We start from the raw sequence: 17,911 nt of genomic DNA, 5'->3' as shown, positions 1-17,911 counted from the left end.
CTGGGATGGCTACAGCCCAAGAAACATTGACTGACAATATAATTGAGCGCCCAGGTTCAGGCATGAGCGGCCCCCCTACCCGTAGTTTGCCTGTTTGTATTTATTCCAGCGATTATTTCCAGGGTAAAGAGCTCTGTATTCATGCCCCAGAAGACATTGATTTCACAATAATCAATCATCTTTCAATTCGAGCAGATGAAATAAATTCAATTAAAATTCCCAAAGGCAGTCAGGCGACGATTTACCAAAATGAAAATTTTTTCACCTTAACGGATAGTGTCATGAAAAATACATGGCAACACGTGATAGGAACAGATGAAATATCCAGAATCTTGGTGACAGATAAATCATTACTGAGTTGTGATATACATTGTGTTATCGCACAAAAAATGGTGATACCTCTTTCTGCTATATTTTCTCGCTATACCGTAGATGCAGAAAATAAAAGAAAGTCCATACTCCTTAGCTTTGAAGTGAATGATGGCTCATTTAATATGAGTCTTAATGATTTTATTGATATTACCGCTGACGATAATAGGGTTTCAATACTGCCACCTAACAAGCAACAGCTTGACTTTCCAATCCATCAGGGTGTGACACACATTTCCTTCTTATTCTCCTGGTATAATAATGAATTACTGTTGAATTATTTGGAAACACTCGAAGGCGAGTTACTCAATTTGTCTCCGACTATCTCAATCCTTTCTCAGGATGCTATTAACAGCAAGCCATTTTATTTATCTATTTTTAATGGTGATGAGCGGCAACCGTTAGTCATGCAAAAAGTTCTCATGGCAATACACAGCCAGCCCCAAAGAACCAAACGTGGGGCCAGCGGTATTGCAGGTTGCTTTTTATCCGGCCCTCTGGCGCTCTATAACATAATCACCCACGGGCGTTGTGATCAGGTTGAATCCGCCTGGGGACATATTAAGGCACTCTTCGCCGGAGAAGATCCATCAAACAGAATCGTGGTGGGCAGTGGCGAGCCTTTAAAACCTCATACTCCCTTGATATCCACTTCACAAGAGCCGGTTCCCCCCACATTAGTGTTAACCCAAATTCAAACCCACCTCCACGAACAGTCGCTCACGCTGCCGGCTGTTGCTCGCCATTGCCAGACGCCATTGGATAATGTTATTGGTCTGCGTTATCCCCGCCAAATTCGGCATTTATGTTCTCCCTGGTTATCATCAGTATTAGCTGATTTTACGCTATTGTTCGGTGGTAATTTGCGTACCTGGTCAACGGAATACCTGATCCAAACCTTAAATAACATCTTAGACCGAGGGACCATTGATAACGACAATGAGGCTATTGATGCTTTTATCCATCAGCCTGTTGCCGGTAATCGCTTGATCCAAACTGTTAATGATGTCGCTGAAGAGCAAGGTCGATCGGCGGTGATAGATAGCATCACTCAATCTTTTGGCTACGCTGAACAAAACTATGCCAATTACGCGATAACCAATAGCCCTCAGGGTGCCACTGCCGATAGTAGCAACGAAAGCACCGATGACAGTTGCAGTAGCGAGAGTGACTCTGACAGTGATGATTCTATTGCGTCACCACGACAGGCTCAGCAATACCCGCTGGGAAGCTATGAGATGCCAATCTCTTCCTATATTTATCAAGATGTTTTGCCACGAATACTGCGTAATGGTGAGTGGGTGGTACCGCCGGAAAGGTTCGATATTGAGGTGATTCAGGGCGAATCAGAGCAAAGTCGCCGCCAAATCTATGAATTACTCGCCACGATTGCCGAATGGGAAAATACATACCATGAACAGCGCGTCTATTGTAATCATCATGGTATATTCCCGACGGCCATGGCGACAAATAGATATGCAGGTCAAGCCACCAGTCGGCTGATAAAGAGTTACGCGCAGCGTTCCAGTGATAATCAGAGCATTATCGTGGTTCGATTCAACCATCAGATTGTTAGCGTTAGCATTGCGCACAGTTATTTAATCAATCAAGAAACACATGAAAAACACGGCACAATAGCAACAACATTAACGCATCCGACTTATGTTTTAACCCCAGATGCTGAAGGGACAATCAGGGGCGCGGGATCAGCCGCACTGCACGCCACCATTCAACATTTGAAAGCCGAGGGTATTACTCTTATCGAAGCTGAGGTGATTTCAACCCCCTCGGCCATCGTAAAGAAACGCATTGGTTTTAATTTTAATCCCTACAAATTCGGCCCCGTTTCATCAATACCAACCCAGCCCCCCACCGCCCCGCCTCACGTGGAGTTATAAATCGCGCCCCCTATTGCTACAGATAGGGGGAAGTGATTCAACCACCCGCTAAGTCGTGGCTTTTTCGTGCGTAATTTGTTGATAAACCGGTCAACTAACCACTTGGGATGACACTATGAGAGTTTTCTCAATGGTATTCCCTCCTTTTTTACCGGATAACGATGGCAGATAAAAACCAGCAACTGTACTTCACGTTGGTGAGTAATTTTTTAATCTGCTATTGGGCGACATTATCTATCTTTTCGCCGAAATAGAGTGCCATTCAAGGGAAATTCAATGAAAAAACACATTCTGGCCACGGTGGCCGCCGTTTCTGTGGCGCTGACACTTTCCGCTTGTACGACCAATCCTTATACTGGCGAGTCTCAAGCCGGAAAATCTGGTTACGGTGCTGGTATTGGTGCGGCATTAGGGGCCGGCATTGGTATGTTGTCATCATCGAAACATGATCGGGGCAAAGGGGCATTAATTGGCGCAGCAGCAGGTGCTGCGTTGGGTGGTGGTGCCGGTTATTACATGGATGTGCAGGAAGCCAAACTGCGTGAAAAAATGAACGGTACCGGTGTTAGTGTTACCCGTCAGGGCGATAATATCGTGTTGAATATGCCTAATAATGTCACATTTGATACTGACAGTAGCAATCTGAAACCGGCCGGGGCCAACACCTTAACCGGCGTGGCGATGGTATTGAAAGAATATGATAAAACCGCCGTCAATGTGACCGGTTATACCGACAGCACCGGTGCCAGAGCACATAACATGACGCTTTCACAACAACGCGCCGACAGCGTGGGTAGCGCACTCATCGTGCAGGGCGTGGCCGCTAATCGTATTCGCACCAGTGGTGCAGGCCCGGACAATCCGGTCGCAAGCAACAGCACCGCCGCCGGTAAAGCACAAAACCGCCGGGTTGAAATCACCTTAAGCCCGCTGTGATTCTTAATACTTTCTCTGCGGATAGTGCCTCAGGCTTTATCCGCATTTTCATTACAGTCGCAGCCAATCGGTCATCATAATGACTCGCGCCTGATACGATAAGTACAACGACGAGAGCCGGATAGAATATGCTCAACACGCTCAACCGCTACCCCTAACACCTGCTGAAATACCGCTAACTCCGCCCGACAAAAGCCCTGACAACTGGTCGCCGCGGCACAGATTGGGCAGTGATTTTCGATTAACAAGAGTGACCCATCAGCCTCCTGCTGCATTTGTGCCATATAACCTTCACGGCTGCGGATGGCCACCAGCCGCTCAACCCGCTCGATCACACTATTTGCCCCCACCATCGCCTGACAATATTGAGTGCGGGTTTCCTGTTCGCGGCTATCAATCAGCAACTCAAGGGCGCTGTCACCCAATTGAGAACGGATTAAACCTAATAGTTGTACCGTCAGTTCGCTGTGCGTATCAGGGAACTGCGCGTTACCCACCTCGGTTAGCTGCCATAATTGAATCGGCCGACCCACACCGCGCGTTTGCGCCTCGGAGACCACCAACCCCTCCTTAGCCAATTTGACGAATTGCTGCCGGGCCGCTTCACCTGTCGTGCCTAAAATCATCCCGGCATCACTCGCTTGCATCGGACCACGAGTTTTAAGCAGCATCAGTAGGCGTTTCGCCACCGATTGTGGCTGACTGGTGGTATGGTCGATATTCATATCTTCCCCGGTATCATTGCTAGGTTTTTTATTTTTGATCAATCAATGCCAGCATAACATTTTCCAAGCGCATGCTTGACTTATTATTAGTAACTGCCCTAAGTTATTCCAAGAATTTACTTGTTTAATTTTATCGTAACCACAAAATCAACTCAACAACCAGATTTCTGGCAGGATAGAAACGTGATAATAAATGATGCAAGCCGTTGGAGTGACTTGTTCTCCGGTAAAAATGCGGCCTTTGCCATAGCCCTGTCAGGTGGTGTGGTGTTACATGCCATCAATATCTACATCGCCACCACCATTTTACCGTCGGTGGTGCTGGATATTGACGGCCTGAGCTTGTACGCCTGGAATACCACGCTATTCGTTACCGCCTCGATCCTCGGCTCGGCCCTTTCTGCGCGCTTACTCAGTGGCTACGGGCCACGTAGCGCATACCTGTTTGCCTCGCTAATCTTTATGCTCGGCAGTGCGTTATGTGCCATGGCACCGAATATGCCACTGATGCTGCTGGGCCGCACTGTGCAAGGCTTAGGGGGTGGTTTCCTGTTTGCCCTTTCTTACGCCATGATTAATCTGGTATTTCCACAATCGTTATGGCCGCGGGCAATGGCGCTGATTTCAGGTATGTGGGGCGTTGCTACCCTGATTGGCCCTGCGATTGGCGGCATATTTGCTGAAATGAATGCCTGGCGTTTTGCATTTTGGACGCTACTCCCCATCACCCTGATTTATGCCATCTTTACCTGGCGAATCCTGCCAGCGGGCCGCTCCAGTACCACGACAGCGTCGGCATTGCCTGTCACGCAATTGGTGTTATTAACCGCGATTGTTTTGACTATTTCTGCCAGCAGTATCGCCAGCAGCGGTCTGATAAATATGATGGGTATGGTGTTTGCCATCTTACTGTTGCTGTTGTTACTGCGCATCGAGTCACGCGCCACCTCTCGGCTACTGCCAAAAGAGGCATTGCGCCTTAACTCACCGCTGGCAGCACTCTATATCACCATCTCTCTGCTGGCGATCGGCATTACCTGTGAGATATTCGTCCCTTACTTCCTGCAAATCCTCCATGGTCAGTCACCGTTGATTTCAGGTTATATTGCAGCCACCATGGCGGCGGGCTGGACCCTTTCTGAAGTAATGAGCGCGGGTTGGAAAAGATCAGGCGTCCGCTGGGCGATTATCAGCGGTCCAATCATTGTGCTAGTGGGATTAGTGGCGCTGTCTATCTTGATGCCAGCCGGCTCACTTGGTGGCTGGCAACAGATGGTGCCGATCGCTATCGCATTAACACTGGTCGGTTTTGGCATCGGCTTTGGCTGGCCACATTTGTTGACCCGTATTCTGCAAGTGGCTGCTGAAGAAGATAAAGACATTGCCGGAGCCTCGATTACCACAGTTCAGATGTTTGCCACCGCACTCGGTGCGGCGATGGCTGGCATGGTAGCCAACCTCTCTGGCCTTAATTCCCCAGGGGGAGTAGCGGGGGCAGAAAATACCGCCCATTGGCTGTTTATTCTGTTTGCCATCGCACCCGCATTGGCGATTATTACCGCACTACGTTGCGCTGCCATCAGCTCGCATACCCTGACGGCTAAAAATACCGCCCGCAGCGAAGCACAATAATTCGACGTCACCGACCTGCTAACGCAGGTTGGTTTTCATGCGTTGTAACATGACGAAGGTGATTAGCGCTTGATCCCACAATAGTGATCACTGGTATGCTGGCTTTAAATTTCACCCACCCAAAGTAATTGAGGTTGCGGGCAGGCATCGAGTGATGCAAACCCCGATGAACTTACACAGTCAAGTGATTCGGATTAGTGAATGAAGCTAACACCCCTGCGACTTCAAGTATGAAGGGTAACGTCATTGGAGTTTGCGATGAAGCCTTCTATTGTGCTGTACAAAAGTATTCCCAGCGATCTGCATCAGCGTTTAGCCCAACATTTTACCGTAAACAGTTTTGATGGCTTAGCGCCTGATAATCAGCCAGAGCTATTGTCTGCATTGCAACAGGCACAGGGGCTTATCGGCTCCGGCGGTAAAATCGATCAGGACTTTCTACAATTAGCACCGCGTTTGCGCGCTGCCTCAACCATTTCTGTCGGTTATGACAACTTTGATGTTGATGCCCTGAGCCAGCGTGGTGTGGCCTTGATGCACACACCAACGGTTCTGACAGAAACCGTCGCCGACACCATGATGGCCTTGGTGCTGTCTTGCGCGCGTCGAGTGGTTGAATTAGCTGAACGGGTGAAAGCCGGTGAATGGCAAGATAGCATTGGTGATGACTGGTATGGTGTTGATATCCATCACAAAACTATCGGCATTCTCGGTATGGGTCGCATCGGGATGGCACTGGCCCAGCGGGCACATTTCGGTTTCAGTATGCCGGTGTTGTATACCAGCCGCCGCCCACATGAAGAAGCCGAAAAACGCTTTAATGCCCGTCGCTGTTCTCTCGATACCTTATTGGCTGAAGTTGATTTTCTCTGTATTACGCTGCCGATGACCGAGCAGACCTACCATATGATTGGCCGTGACCAACTGGCTAAAATGAAATCCAGCGCAATTCTGATTAATGCGGGCCGAGGGCCGGTTGTCGATGAACCAGCGCTGATTGCCGCGCTACAAGATGGCACGATTCATGGCGCTGGGTTGGATGTGTTTGAACAAGAGCCGCTACCGATAGATTCGCCCTTACTCTCACTGCGCAATGTGGTTGCCGTGCCACATATTGGTTCCGCCACCACCGAGACCCGTTACAACATGGCTGCCTGTGCAGTGGATAACCTGATCGCCGCGCTAACCGGTACCGTGACGGAAAACTGCGTGAATCCGCAGGTTTTGCAGAAATAAAAAAATTATCCGTTAAGCTCATAGGCCTGTGATGCGCGGGCCTATGATAACCATCCTCTGAGATAACTATATTCTAAAATAACTACCATCTGACTTTTGGTGGTTCTCGATAGGTATGAAACACGCGAAGTATTTGAATCTCAGCGTTTTTAACCCGATAAGGTAGCAAGTAAGGGAAGTTATACAATACCAACTCTCGTGTTCCCATCACTCTTCCTGCTCGCCCCATCGAGGGTTGAGTGGCTAATAATGAGGTTAACTCATAGACTTCATTGGCAAAATTTTGAGCCGCGGTAGGGTTTTTCTCATATAACCACTGATACTCATGTTCTAAGTTTACAGCGGCTTTCCTTAGCCATATTACGTTCATTATTCATCCTTACCCTGAATCGCCACACCCATTCTTTTAAAACGTGTAGTCATCTCATTTTCAGAGATAAAATCTTGTTGTTCAGCCTCAATAATAGCTTGTTTTATCTCGTTAATTTGCCATGTCTCTCGCGCCAGGAAATCCTGGATTGCCTGCCCGGCCAGATAAGATTTGGTACGCCCAGTCGCTTCGGCCAATAACGACAGTTGGTGAGCGAGTTCATCAGGCATTCTTACAGATATAACACTCATTTTTCTCTCCACGCCCCATAACTTACAATGTATACATTGTAGTTTAGGCTAAAAAACGGCCAATTAAAAGTGCCCCACTCCTCCGCACGTCTCCTCCCCATAAAATCCACTCAAGGATGAGGCTATTTCCTCACCAAACGGCACACTAAACCAGCCTCAATCCGCATAAACCTCTCGCACCCAAAATAGGAAGATGTGCCATGAAACATCTCAAAATATCCTTGCTGCTACTACTCTCACCGGCAGCGATGGCTAACTGGTCACTCCAGCATTTCCCAGTGTTCACCGAGCAGGACAGTGGTATTTTTGTCAGTAATAGCACTCTGACTAAAGGGGAATATCCGCTCAAGTTTTATCAGAATAAACAGTGCTGGCAACCCACCGGGCCGGTGAAGTTGAACCAGACGTTTTCGCTGCAACCCTGTCAGAATCAAGCCGATATTCAGTGGCGATTGTTCCGTGATGGCCAGTATCAGGCGCGCATTGATATCCGCAGCGGTACGCCGACACTCACTTTAAGCCTCACAGAACCTGTGGTGGAAGTGGCAAAAGTCGTGACTCACAGTTGCCAGCGCTGGAATGGCTTGCCTGTCACTGTAGATGTGAGCAAAACCTTTGCTGAAGGCGAAACGATACGGGATTTCTATTCCGGCCAAACGGCAACAGTCTCGCTGGGGAAAATCACGCTACAACCGGCCCCAGAGAGTGGTGGTTTATTGCTATTGGAATCAGCCCAAACCCAGCAAGCCGCGCCATTTAGCTGGCAAAATGCGACTGTTTATTTTGTCCTGACGGATCGTTTTAAAAATGGCAATCCCGCCAATGACCACAGCTACGGCCGTCACGGCGATGGTATGCAGGAAATTGGTACATTCCACGGCGGCGACCTGGCAGGCTTAACCGAGAAACTTGATTATCTGCAACAGCTTGGCGTTAATGCCCTGTGGATAAGTTCGCCACTGGAGCAAATTCACGGTTGGGTCGGTGGCGGTACTAAAGGCGACTTCCCGCATTATGCCTATCATGGCTATTACGGGCTGGATTGGACCCGCCTGGATGCCAATATGGGGACCGAACAGGATTTACATAAGCTGGTTGAACAGGCCCATAAACGTGGTATTCGTGTTCTATTTGATGTGGTGATGAATCATGTGGGATACGCCACTTTAGCGGATATGCAAAGTTACCAGTTCGGTGCACTCTATTTGCCAGGCGACCAACTGGAAAAAACACTGGGTAAAAAATGGACCGACTGGACGCCCGGCAAAGGGCAAACCTGGCATAGTTTTAATGATTACATCAACTTCGGTGATAAAGCCAGTTGGGACAACTGGTGGGGCAAGCAGTGGATCCGTACCGATATTGGCGATTACGACTCACCGGGTTATGACGACCTAACCATGTCATTAGCTTTCTTGCCGGACATCAAAACAGAATCGACTCACCCCAGCGGCTTACCGGTGTTTTATCGGCATAAACCTGATACCGCAGCGCGGGAAATTGCTGGAGCCACACCGCGTGATTACCTAACTCATTGGTTAAGCCAATGGGTGCGCGATTACGGTATCGACGGTTTTCGGGTTGATACTGCCAAGCATGTGGAGAAGCCGGCATGGCAACAGCTTAAACAACAAACCACTGCCGCATTGGCTGAATGGAAAGCGGCCCATCCCTCTCAAGCACTGGATAACTTACCGTTCTGGATGGCCGGAGAAGCATGGGGCCATGGTGTGATGAAGAGCGATTACTACCAAAACGGCTTCGATGCCATGATTAACTTTGATTTTCAGGATCAAGCAAAACAAGCGCTAGCGTGCTTCTCTTCTATTGACAGCACCTATCAGCAAATGGCTGAAAAACTGCAAGCTTTTAATGTATTGAGTTACCTGTCATCACACGATACCCGACTATTCTTCAAAGATGATGCCCGGCAGTCATTGCTGAAACAGCAACAGGCGGGCTCACTGCTGCTGCTGGCCCCAGGTGCAGTGCAAATCTTCTATGGCGATGAAAGTGGGCGGCAATTCGGCCCAACGGGTTCAGATCCGTTGCAGGGCACCCGATCAGATATGAACTGGAATGAACTCACCGGTGCCAAAGGTGCGCTGCTGGCACACTGGCAAAAAGTCAGTCAGTTCCGCGCTCGCCATCCGGCGATTGGTGCCGGAGTACAACAATCTCAACAAACTGATGATTATTATGCTTTTAGTCGCCAGTATCAGGGGGATAATGTGCTGGTGGTTTGGGTCGGAGACAAGAAAGAGTAAATAAGAACATTATTCCGCAAAAACACTCTCTGCCGACACTTTCCATCGGCAGGAAGAAATCTTTCCGCATTGCACCCACTTTTATCTACGCGTATGGTACTTGTTCACTTACGGATAACAATAAATTTTCATTTATGAAGTTTTCACTTTTCGGCGATAAATTTACCCGCTACGCGGGTATTACCAGACTGATGGATGACCTCAACGACGGCCTTAGAACCCCAGGTTCTATCATGCTTGGCGGGGGTAATCCGGCACATATTCCAGAGATGGATGCCTACTTCCAACAACTGTGTCAGGAGATGCTGGAGCGCGGGCAATTGACTGAGGCGCTGTGTAATTACGACGGGCCACAAGGCAAAGACTTGCTGCTGAAAGCGCTGGCAAAAATGCTGCGCGACGAGTTGGGCTGGCAAATTGAGCCACAGAATATTGCACTGACAAATGGCAGTCAGAGCGCATTTTTCTACTTATTTAATTTATTCGCTGGTCGCTATGCTGATGGCAGCCGCCGTCGGGTGCTGTTCCCGCTGGCACCGGAGTATCTAGGCTATGCCGATGCAGGTTTGGATGAAGACCTGTTCGTTTCTGCCAAGCCGAATATTGAGCTGCTGCCAGAAGGCCAATTCAAATATCACGTCGATTTCGATCACCTCAATATTACCGATGATATTGGCCTGATATGTGTATCGCGGCCGACCAATCCTACCGGTAATGTGATTACCGATGAAGAGCTGATTCGCCTTGATGCAATAGCTCAGCAACGTGATATTCCGTTATTGATTGATAACGCCTATGGTGTGCCCTTCCCCGGTATCATCTTTACTGATGCGACCCCACTGTGGAATCCGAATATCATCCTGTGCATGAGCCTGTCGAAGCTGGGTTTACCCGGTTCTCGTTGCGGCATTGTCATTGCCGATGAGAAAGTGATTTCGGCCATCACCAATATGAATGGCATTATCAGCTTATCGCCCGGCAGTATGGGGCCTGCGATCGCCGCCGAAATGATTGAGCGTGGTGATTTGTTGCGCTTATCCAATGAGGTGATCCGGCCGTTTTACTTTGAGCGGGTGCAGCAAACTATCGCTATCCTGCGCAAATACCTGCCGCCTGAACGCTGCCTGATCCACAAACCCGAAGGTGCCATTTTCCTCTGGTTATGGTTTAAAGAGTTGCCGATCAGCACCGAACTACTTTATCAGCGCCTGAAAAAACGTGGCGTGCTGATGGTACCGGGCCACTATTTCTTCCCGGGTCTGGAACATGACTGGCCGCACACCCATCAATGCATGCGGATGAACTATGTGCCCGCGCCTGAGCAGATCGAAAAGGGGGTCGCAATTCTGGCCGAAGAGATTGAGCTGGCATTTCAAGAAGCGAAGTGATTATTAAGCAGCAAATTGCGTAACTTCCTATTCCTTTGGAAAATATCACCTTAGTCTTTATACGGTGAGGATAGACAGAAGAGTAAAGCGTCCGCGCCAGGGATGGCGCGGCTCGAGCCTCCAGGGATGGATTGACGGCGTCTTTACGATCTGCCTGTTCTCACTGTATTAACACCCTATACGCAGGATAATCGGCTATCCATTACAATGTCCAGAACAGCACGGCGAGTATCTGCGGCGACATTATTCGTAAGAACATCGCCAGTGGGTAAACCGTGGCATAAGAGAGCGCCGCCGCACCGCTGGTGGGGTGCAGGCCATTAGCAAATGCCAACGCCGGAGGATCGGTCATTGACCCGGCTAACATGCCACACAGCGTCAGATAGTTCATCTTAACTAACATGCGTGCCAGAATTCCCACTGTCAGCAACGGGATGCCGGTAATCATCGCGCCATAACCAATCCATGCCAGCCCATCACCATTAACCAGCGTATTGATAAAATCACCGCCGGACTTCAGCCCGACCACTGACAGGAACAGCACAATACCCAACTCACGCAAAGCCAGGTTGGCACTCGGTGGCATAAACCAATACAACTTACCGATGCTACCGATACGCCCGAGAATCAACGCCACCACCAGTGGCCCACCCGCCAGCCCGAGCCGTAATGCCGCCGGGAACCCTGGAATGAATAGTGGTATCGACCCCAGCAATACCCCCAGACCAACACCGATAAATACCGGTAACATCTGCACTTGTTGCAGCTTCTGCTGCGCGTTACCCACGACCGCGGATACCGCCTCAATTGCTTCCGGGCGGCCTACCAAATTAAGAATGTCACCGAATTGCAGACTGGCACTGTTACTGGCCACCAGTTCGATACCCGCACGATTAAGGCGAGTGATGGCCACGTCATACTTCTGCTTCAGATTCAGGTCACGGATTTTCTTACCCAATACCGCTTCATTGGTTACTACCACCCGAGCGGTTTGCAACGCCGTCCCCGCAGTGGAAAGCGTAACGTCCACCTCTTCCCCCACGACCAGCCGCACTTTTTCCAGAGCTTCACGCTGGCCAACCAAATGCAAATAGTCCCCCAGTTCAATCACCGTGGCGGGCAACGGTACCATCAGCAAATCACCACGTTTCAGCCGGGAACAGACCACCTCATCACTATTGAGCAACGGCACATCCTGTACTGACAAACCATGCAGATTGGGGTTGCGCACCGCAACGTTCATGGTTTGTAGCAACTCACGATTCTGCCCGTGGCTACTATCAAACTCTTTGGCCTCACGATCGACGTTGATTTTAAAGAATAAACGAATCAGCCACATCACCAGCAAAATGCCACAAATCCCAAATGGGTATGCCATGGCATAACCCATCCCCATTTGGCTAACCAATTGAGGTGGTGACCCTAAATCAGTAAGGATCTGCTGTGCCGCCCCGAGTGCCGGTGTATTGGTCACCGCCCCCGAAAACACACCCAAAATAATCGGCAGCGGCACGGCAAACAGTTTGTGAATAATGGCAGTCACCAACCCACCGACAATCACCATCAGAATGGCAAAGCAGTTAAGTCGTAACCCCGATACTCGCAGTGAAGAGAAGAACCCCGGTCCGACTTGAATACCGATAGTGTATACAAACAGAATCAGGCCAAACTCCTGAATGAAGTGCAGCATGTCCCCATTAAGAACAACGTCATAGGTTTGTGCAAAATGGCCCACAATAATGCCGCCAAACAGCACCCCGCCAATACCTAATCCAACACCATAGACCTTCCAATTACCGATCCATAACCCCAATACAGCGACCAGCGCCAACATACTGACGGTAAGGGCGATAGCACTCATAAATCACTTCCTTGCCTAAGTTTAAAAACCGGTCGGCCATGTGAAATATCACCAATGTCAGACATAGCCTTAAATTCTTATATCCTAAATAATTCGAGTTGCAGGAAGGCGGCAAGCGAGAGAATCCCGATGAGCTTACATGAGTAAGTGATTCGGGTGATTGAACGCAGCCAACGTACATGCAGCTTGAAGAATGACGGACATATAATTAGTAGGGATTCTGTCAGAAGGGAGAACGGTTGAATGTGTGATACACCACAAAATGCACCGGAGAGCGGGGAAACTCTCCGGTAAGAAAACGCCGCTAACAAAGCTGCGGCGTTAAGTAAGAAGGGTATCCCGGCACCTCAAGCAAAGGTGCCGGTCATCATAATTACTGCTGTTCAGTTTGCTCGGTTGCCGCCGGGCTATCTAATACTTGACGCTCCGCAGGTGCAGCATTACCAATAGTAATACGCTGAGGTTGCAGTGCTTCCGGCACTTGGCGCAACAGATCAATATGCAGCAGGCCATTTTCAAACTGAGCATTATCTACATTTAGATGCTCAGCCAGAGTAAAGGTCAATGAGAACTCTTTACGTATCAAGCCTTGATGCAGGTATTCAACCTGTTTTTCTACCGGCGCGGGCTTACCGCGTACTGTCAGGCGTGGGCCTTCTACTTCGATATCCAGTTCGCTCTGCTTAAATCCGGCTAATGCCAGTGAGATGCGATAGTGGTTATCATCAGTTTTCTCAATGTTATATGGCGGGAACCCTTGGGCATCCTGACTGCCTTGCATTGAGCTGGCCAGTTTATCAAAACCAATCCACTGACGAAGTAAAGGTGACAAATCATAATTACGCATAAATATAACTCCTTCTAAGAAGCGAGATAATAGAAAGCCGGTCAGTCCCCGATTACGGCAGACTTGGCTCAGTTATTAATAATGTGACTTAGCCATATTATTGAAAAAACATATTAAGCTGATTGCTTAATTTCAATACGGCGCGGTTTTAAACTTTCTGGTACCAATCGCTCAAGATCGATATACAGTAAGCCATTCACTAAGTTGGCACCTTTAATTTTAATATGCTCAGCCAACTGGAATTTCCGCTCGAAGTTACGCTCAGCGATACCTTGATATAAATAGGTGCGAGCTTCAGGCTCACCAGCATGAGACCCTCTAACAATCAATATGTTATCTTGAGTAACAATTTCCAACTCCTGCTCTGCAAAGCCTGCCACAGCAATAGCAATGCGGTAGTTGTTTTCATCTACCAACTCGACGTTATAGGGAGGGTAACCGCCATTACTTTGGTTCTGGCCGGATTCTAATAGATTAAATAACCGGTCGAAACCGATAGCTGAACGATACAATGGAGCAAGCTCGGAATTACGCATAAAAACTGCCTCCTAAATATATTAGCAAGGGTATTATCCTATTTTTAATTAAGCCTTCCACTATGGACAGGCTAATGGTCTGAATACCCTATCGGCGTATTCTCTCTGACCTGATAATAAGATGGTATCGGTCTTGTTTTTTTCAAGAGTAAAATCAAAAAAAATTTACGCGAAAAATCTCAATAGGATGTTTATTAAACTAATATTCGATAAATCAGCTGTTATAACTTACACTTAAGTTAAATCAGTCCACAAGATTGAATCTTTGACCATCGGAAGTGTCTGTAAATGGGTGTAACAATTTACGACAAAACCTGACATAGTGTCGTGTCAGTTAATCACGGTATCATGAGAGCTGAGTACAACAATGAGAAATACAGTTATCCCTTTTGTTACCGGTTGTTCTCTGCTGTTCGTTAGTGGCTGCTCAAGCATTATGACCCACACCAGCAGCAGTCAGGGCTACTACTCCGGCACTGAAGCCAATGTGGCGATGCTTAAAGATGACAATACCGGCTGGGCGCTACGGCCCCTGTTGGCAGTAGATCTGCCCTTCTCTGCGGTGATGGATACCCTGCTCCTACCCTACGATTATCTGCGCTCAGACAATGAAGACAAAATGGCCAGCTCCCCGCGCGAGCGTGTCCGCCAATCGGAAATACAAAATCAGCAACCGACACAAACTGTCAGTGCACCGATACAGTAATCACAGCTCGTGCCCTCTCCAGCCCCTGACCGTATTAGCTAAGGGGCCTAGCTTACATTCACAGTAAAGATTTGCACCCACCCATCTATTTCCCGCATAAATGCCACCTTATTACCGTCTGGTGCAAAAACCACCGTATCCGCCAGTGGCGCAACCGCACTGCGAGCCGTCAAACGGCGCAGTTGACCGGTGGTGCTATCACAGAGCATCACACTGTTATCACAGACAAAAGCCAAACTACCGCCCTGTGGATGCCAGCTAAATGCTGATTGAATCCCTCCCTCGCTGAATGTCAGTTGCCGTAGTGAGTCACCATTGGGAGAAACCAGCCATAATTGTACGATACCGCTATCATCTTTCATCAAACAGGCAATGGCACTGCCATCCGGCGATGAACGCAACCAATGACGCGGGCTGGTAGCAAGACCAGGGAAAGGCCGCTCGCTGGTGTAAGTTAGCCGCCGCTGAATCACCCCGGCGGGTGGCGCAGGCAGGGTAGTTTGCGTCCCCTCAAGTGGCTCCGCTCCAGCGCGGGCATACTCTCGGTCATGTTCGGGCAAATCCGCAATAAAGATTTCTGGGATTTTTTCACCCTGCGCTGAGAGGGTGTCGCCGATAAAGGCCAATGCCCAACGCTGACGGGTACCGTCCGTTTTAAGATATCCCCGCGCGCCAATCCACCCCTCCTCGTATGCCCGATTTATCTGGTCACTGCCCGCTTGTGGTATGGGCGTGGTGCGACTGACCAAAACACAGAAATGGCTGCCATCGTATTCGCGAGGATGCTGTTTAGGTGGATTCACGCCATGCAGCGGCAGTGCAATACCCACATTGCGACAATCCAATAACGGGTCTACTTCATGTAGTACATGGTCGTTATAGGTGAAGCTAAGGCGGCTGCCGTCAGGGCTGAAAACGTGGACATGGCTACCACCACGCAATGCTCCTGGGGTATAGGGCGGGGTGATATCCATCGCATCCAGTGTTACCGCCAGCTCTCTATCCGGTTCGGACACAATCACACCGCGCCGATGATGAAAATCATAGTGCCAGTGGCTATCCGGGTGCTCTGGCCCGTGGATAAACACATAACGCGCGGGTGAATCTGGGCTGACCGTCACCACACCAACATGCGCCCCCTGCTGAGCGCGATAAATCACCTCAATATCACCAGTAATACAATTAACCCGCTCAATCGTTAAGCCACTAAAAGTGCTACCATTGGGCCGCACATCATAGGCCAGCCATTGGCTATCAGGGGCCCAGACATTGATATTAGTGAGTTGATGACCGCGAGGATCAAAGGTGAGTTGCTGTTCTTGTGAAGGGGCATCTTGCTGACAGGTCATCTTGGCTCCGGTGATACGGAAGGCTAAATCATTTATACGGATTATATCACCACCCGGTGCTCTGTCTCTGGTCAAATGCTCTGCATATCACCACTATCAGCGACATGCAGAGTCAGGGTTTATCCCACCCGTTCTACATCTCCGACCAGGAAGATATAAGAGAGTGCGCCCATAAATGCCACTGCTGCGATATAAATCAGGGAAGGAGCAAAACCATAATCCTGTGCCAGATAACCGACCACCAGTGGAACCGTGATCCCCCCCAGCCCACCGACAAAGTTAAAGACGCCACCCGTCAGGCCAATCAACCGCACTGGTGCCAATGATGAAACCAGTGACCAGGTAATAGAAGCGAAGCCGTTACCGAAGAAAGCCAGCCCCATTAACACCATAATCCAGAACGGATCGTTGGTATAGTTAGCCCCCATAATGCAGGTAGAAAGCAATAAACCGCAGATAATTGGTGTTTTACGGGCAAAGCCAATGGACTTGCCTTTGCGCACCATGCGATCGGCCACTAGCCCAGAGAGCAATACACCAAAGAAAGCCGCCAAAAACGGTACGGTGGTCATAAAGCCGGCAGTCAACGCACTGATATGTTTCTCTTGGGTCAGATAGTTAGGGAACCAGGTCAGGAAGAACCACAGCGTCGAGGTTATGGCAAACTGCCCAATATAGACGCCAACCAGTTTGCGGTTAAATACCAGTTTCCACTCAGCAGCGGTGATAGGGGTTCGGGCTTTTTTCTCGCTCGCAGCATCACCATCAACAATACCGCCACCCGATTGAATGTAATCCAGTTCGGCCTGATTAATACCTTTGGATTTACGTGGTGGCTGATAAACAAAGTGCCATATCAATGCCCATATAACGCCGATCCCCCCAGTGATAATAAATACCCAGTGCCAACTGAGGACTTCCTGTACCCAAATAAGTAATGGAGTCAGAAATGCCAGGCCGACAAACTGACCTGAGGTATAAAAACCAACTGCCGAGGCTCGCTCCTGCTCTGGGAACCAACTGGTGACAATGCGGTTATTGGTTGGGAAAGCAGGCGCTTCAAATAAACCGGTAATCGCACGTAAACCAATTAGGGTGCCCAGCCCGTTCGCAAACCCCTGTAATAAGGTCGCGACTGACCACCCCAAAATAGCAATGAAATACGTCATTTTGGAGCCAACGCGATCGAGGAACCAGCCTCCGGGGATCTGACATAAGGTATAGGTCCAGGCAAAAGCGGAGAAGATATAACCCATCTGGGTTTTGGTGATACCAAATTCTTCCTGAATATGGGCTGAAGCAACAGCAAGGTTGGCTCTATCAACATAACAAATGACAACCGTGACAAATATCATAAATAGTGTCAGATAGCGCCTTTTGCTTGGGGCAGTAGCTAAGGTCATTTCCATGGTAATGATCCCAATTATAATCGGATTAATATACGCCGAAGCTCCCTGCCCGAATTGCTGATAACACTGTCGCATTACCGTATTTTGGGCGCAAGGGAACTCCTGCGTGTAGGGTCGCAATAAATTGTTAT

At 49.0% G+C, this 17,911-nt stretch carries 15 protein-coding genes; 7 read left to right on the top strand and 8 right to left on the bottom strand.

Annotation, left to right across the window (positions count from 1 at the left end):
• Nucleotides 1–281 precede the first annotated feature (281 nt).
• Together V2A85_RS14590 and V2A85_RS14585 are read left to right on the top strand one after the other, a co-directional pair.
• A complete protein-coding gene (locus V2A85_RS14590) occupies nt 282–2,267 on the top strand; it encodes a hypothetical protein (RefSeq protein WP_420071709.1) in 1,986 nt (661 codons plus the stop codon).
• A gap of 276 nt (nt 2,268–2,543) precedes the next feature.
• Complete coding sequence (locus V2A85_RS14585; protein WP_420071708.1) at nt 2,544–3,203, top strand: OmpA family lipoprotein; 660 nt, start codon at nt 2,544–2,546, stop codon at nt 3,201–3,203.
• Between the two features lie 74 nt (nt 3,204–3,277).
• Here V2A85_RS14585 and V2A85_RS14580 read toward each other — a convergent pair whose 3' ends face one another.
• Nucleotides 3,278–3,928: a helix-turn-helix transcriptional regulator gene (locus V2A85_RS14580; RefSeq protein ID WP_372560213.1), complete on the bottom strand. Its 651-nt coding sequence runs from the start codon at nt 3,926–3,928 to the stop codon at nt 3,278–3,280.
• A gap of 189 nt (nt 3,929–4,117) precedes the next feature.
• Between V2A85_RS14580 and V2A85_RS14575 the strand changes: the two genes are divergently transcribed.
• A complete protein-coding gene (locus V2A85_RS14575) occupies nt 4,118–5,560 on the top strand; it encodes an MFS transporter (RefSeq protein ID WP_420071711.1) in 1,443 nt (480 codons plus the stop codon).
• Nucleotides 5,561–5,818: 258 nt separating this feature from the next.
• The gene (gene ghrB / locus V2A85_RS14570; protein WP_372560212.1) at nt 5,819–6,796 is read left to right on the top strand and encodes a glyoxylate/hydroxypyruvate reductase GhrB; all 978 of its coding nucleotides are present in this window, start codon (nt 5,819–5,821) and stop codon (nt 6,794–6,796) included.
• 82 nt (nt 6,797–6,878) lie between these two features.
• Here ghrB and V2A85_RS14565 read toward each other — a convergent pair whose 3' ends face one another.
• Nucleotides 6,879–7,166, bottom strand: coding sequence for a type II toxin-antitoxin system RelE/ParE family toxin (locus tag V2A85_RS14565; RefSeq protein WP_372560211.1), 288 nt, complete (start codon nt 7,164–7,166; stop codon nt 6,879–6,881).
• Nucleotides 7,166–7,417 (bottom strand): CopG family ribbon-helix-helix protein, encoded by a 252-nt coding sequence (locus V2A85_RS14560; protein ID WP_420071707.1) that lies wholly within the window; start codon nt 7,415–7,417, stop codon nt 7,166–7,168. Before V2A85_RS14560 ends, V2A85_RS14565 begins: the two co-directional genes overlap by 1 nt.
• 200 nt (nt 7,418–7,617) lie before the next feature.
• On the opposite strand from V2A85_RS14560, the gene V2A85_RS14555 reads away from it, so the two are divergent.
• Both V2A85_RS14555 and V2A85_RS14550 read left to right on the top strand, forming a co-directional pair.
• Nucleotides 7,618–9,684, top strand: a complete 2,067-nt coding sequence (locus V2A85_RS14555; RefSeq protein ID WP_420071706.1) for an alpha-amylase — start codon at nt 7,618–7,620, stop codon at nt 9,682–9,684.
• A 134-nt stretch (nt 9,685–9,818) separates the two neighbouring features.
• Nucleotides 9,819–11,072: a valine--pyruvate transaminase gene (locus V2A85_RS14550; protein WP_372560208.1), complete on the top strand. Its 1,254-nt coding sequence runs from the start codon at nt 9,819–9,821 to the stop codon at nt 11,070–11,072.
• 202 nt (nt 11,073–11,274) lie between these two features.
• Here the strand turns inward: V2A85_RS14550 and V2A85_RS14545 are convergent, their stop codons facing one another.
• The 3 genes from V2A85_RS14545 to ibpA all read right to left on the bottom strand — a co-directional run bounded on the left by V2A85_RS14545 (nt 11,275) and on the right by ibpA (nt 14,316).
• Nucleotides 11,275–12,933 carry a putative transporter gene (locus V2A85_RS14545; RefSeq protein WP_372560207.1) on the bottom strand — a complete coding sequence of 553 codons (1,659 nt, stop codon included), beginning with the start codon at nt 12,931–12,933 and terminating at the stop codon, nt 11,275–11,277.
• Between the two features lie 373 nt (nt 12,934–13,306).
• Nucleotides 13,307–13,780: a small heat shock chaperone IbpB gene (ibpB, locus tag V2A85_RS14540; protein ID WP_083161508.1), complete on the bottom strand. Its 474-nt coding sequence runs from the start codon at nt 13,778–13,780 to the stop codon at nt 13,307–13,309.
• Nucleotides 13,781–13,893: 113 nt separating this feature from the next.
• Nucleotides 13,894–14,316: a small heat shock chaperone IbpA gene (ibpA, locus tag V2A85_RS14535; RefSeq protein WP_372560206.1), complete on the bottom strand. Its 423-nt coding sequence runs from the start codon at nt 14,314–14,316 to the stop codon at nt 13,894–13,896.
• Nucleotides 14,317–14,683: 367 nt separating this feature from the next.
• On the opposite strand from ibpA, the gene V2A85_RS14530 reads away from it, so the two are divergent.
• On the top strand, nt 14,684–15,022 hold the full coding sequence (locus V2A85_RS14530; protein ID WP_372560205.1) for a YceK/YidQ family lipoprotein: 339 nt from the start codon (nt 14,684–14,686) through the stop codon (nt 15,020–15,022).
• Nucleotides 15,023–15,069: 47 nt separating this feature from the next.
• Here V2A85_RS14530 and V2A85_RS14525 read toward each other — a convergent pair whose 3' ends face one another.
• A complete protein-coding gene (locus V2A85_RS14525) occupies nt 15,070–16,371 on the bottom strand; it encodes a DUF3748 domain-containing protein (RefSeq protein ID WP_420071710.1) in 1,302 nt (433 codons plus the stop codon).
• A gap of 119 nt (nt 16,372–16,490) precedes the next feature.
• Nucleotides 16,491–17,780, bottom strand: a complete 1,290-nt coding sequence (locus V2A85_RS14520) for an MFS transporter (protein WP_102970574.1) — start codon at nt 17,778–17,780, stop codon at nt 16,491–16,493.
• Nucleotides 17,781–17,911 lie beyond the last annotated feature (131 nt).

The organism is Yersinia sp. 1252 StPb PI (genome assembly GCF_048593885.1).
Lineage (GTDB): Bacteria > Pseudomonadota > Gammaproteobacteria > Enterobacterales > Enterobacteriaceae > Yersinia > Yersinia enterocolitica_E.
Note: the sequence above shows the minus strand (reverse complement) of the source record. Positions and strands in the feature narration are given on the sequence as shown.

Bases quoted from the DNA above. Each gene is read 5' to 3' on its own strand.
- V2A85_RS14590 (WP_420071709.1), top strand. From the start codon at position 282: ATGAAAAATACATGGCAACACGTGATAGGAACAGATGAAATATCCAGA.
- V2A85_RS14585 (WP_420071708.1), top strand. From the start codon at position 2,544: ATGAAAAAACACATTCTGGCCACGGTGGCCGCCGTTTCTGTGGCGCTG.
- V2A85_RS14580 (WP_372560213.1), bottom strand. From the start codon at position 3,928: ATGAATATCGACCATACCACCAGTCAGCCACAATCGGTGGCGAAACGC.
- ghrB (WP_372560212.1), top strand. From the start codon at position 5,819: ATGAAGCCTTCTATTGTGCTGTACAAAAGTATTCCCAGCGATCTGCAT.
- V2A85_RS14565 (WP_372560211.1), bottom strand. From the start codon at position 7,166: ATGAACGTAATATGGCTAAGGAAAGCCGCTGTAAACTTAGAACATGAG.
- V2A85_RS14560 (WP_420071707.1), bottom strand. From the start codon at position 7,417: ATGAGTGTTATATCTGTAAGAATGCCTGATGAACTCGCTCACCAACTG.
- V2A85_RS14555 (WP_420071706.1), top strand. From the start codon at position 7,618: ATGAAACATCTCAAAATATCCTTGCTGCTACTACTCTCACCGGCAGCG.
- V2A85_RS14550 (WP_372560208.1), top strand. From the start codon at position 9,819: ATGAAGTTTTCACTTTTCGGCGATAAATTTACCCGCTACGCGGGTATT.
- V2A85_RS14545 (WP_372560207.1), bottom strand. From the start codon at position 12,933: ATGAGTGCTATCGCCCTTACCGTCAGTATGTTGGCGCTGGTCGCTGTA.
- ibpB (WP_083161508.1), bottom strand. From the start codon at position 13,780: ATGCGTAATTATGATTTGTCACCTTTACTTCGTCAGTGGATTGGTTTT.
- ibpA (WP_372560206.1), bottom strand. From the start codon at position 14,316: ATGCGTAATTCCGAGCTTGCTCCATTGTATCGTTCAGCTATCGGTTTC.
- V2A85_RS14530 (WP_372560205.1), top strand. From the start codon at position 14,684: ATGAGAAATACAGTTATCCCTTTTGTTACCGGTTGTTCTCTGCTGTTC.
- V2A85_RS14525 (WP_420071710.1), bottom strand. From the start codon at position 16,371: ATGACCTGTCAGCAAGATGCCCCTTCACAAGAACAGCAACTCACCTTT.
- V2A85_RS14520 (WP_102970574.1), bottom strand. From the start codon at position 17,780: ATGGAAATGACCTTAGCTACTGCCCCAAGCAAAAGGCGCTATCTGACA.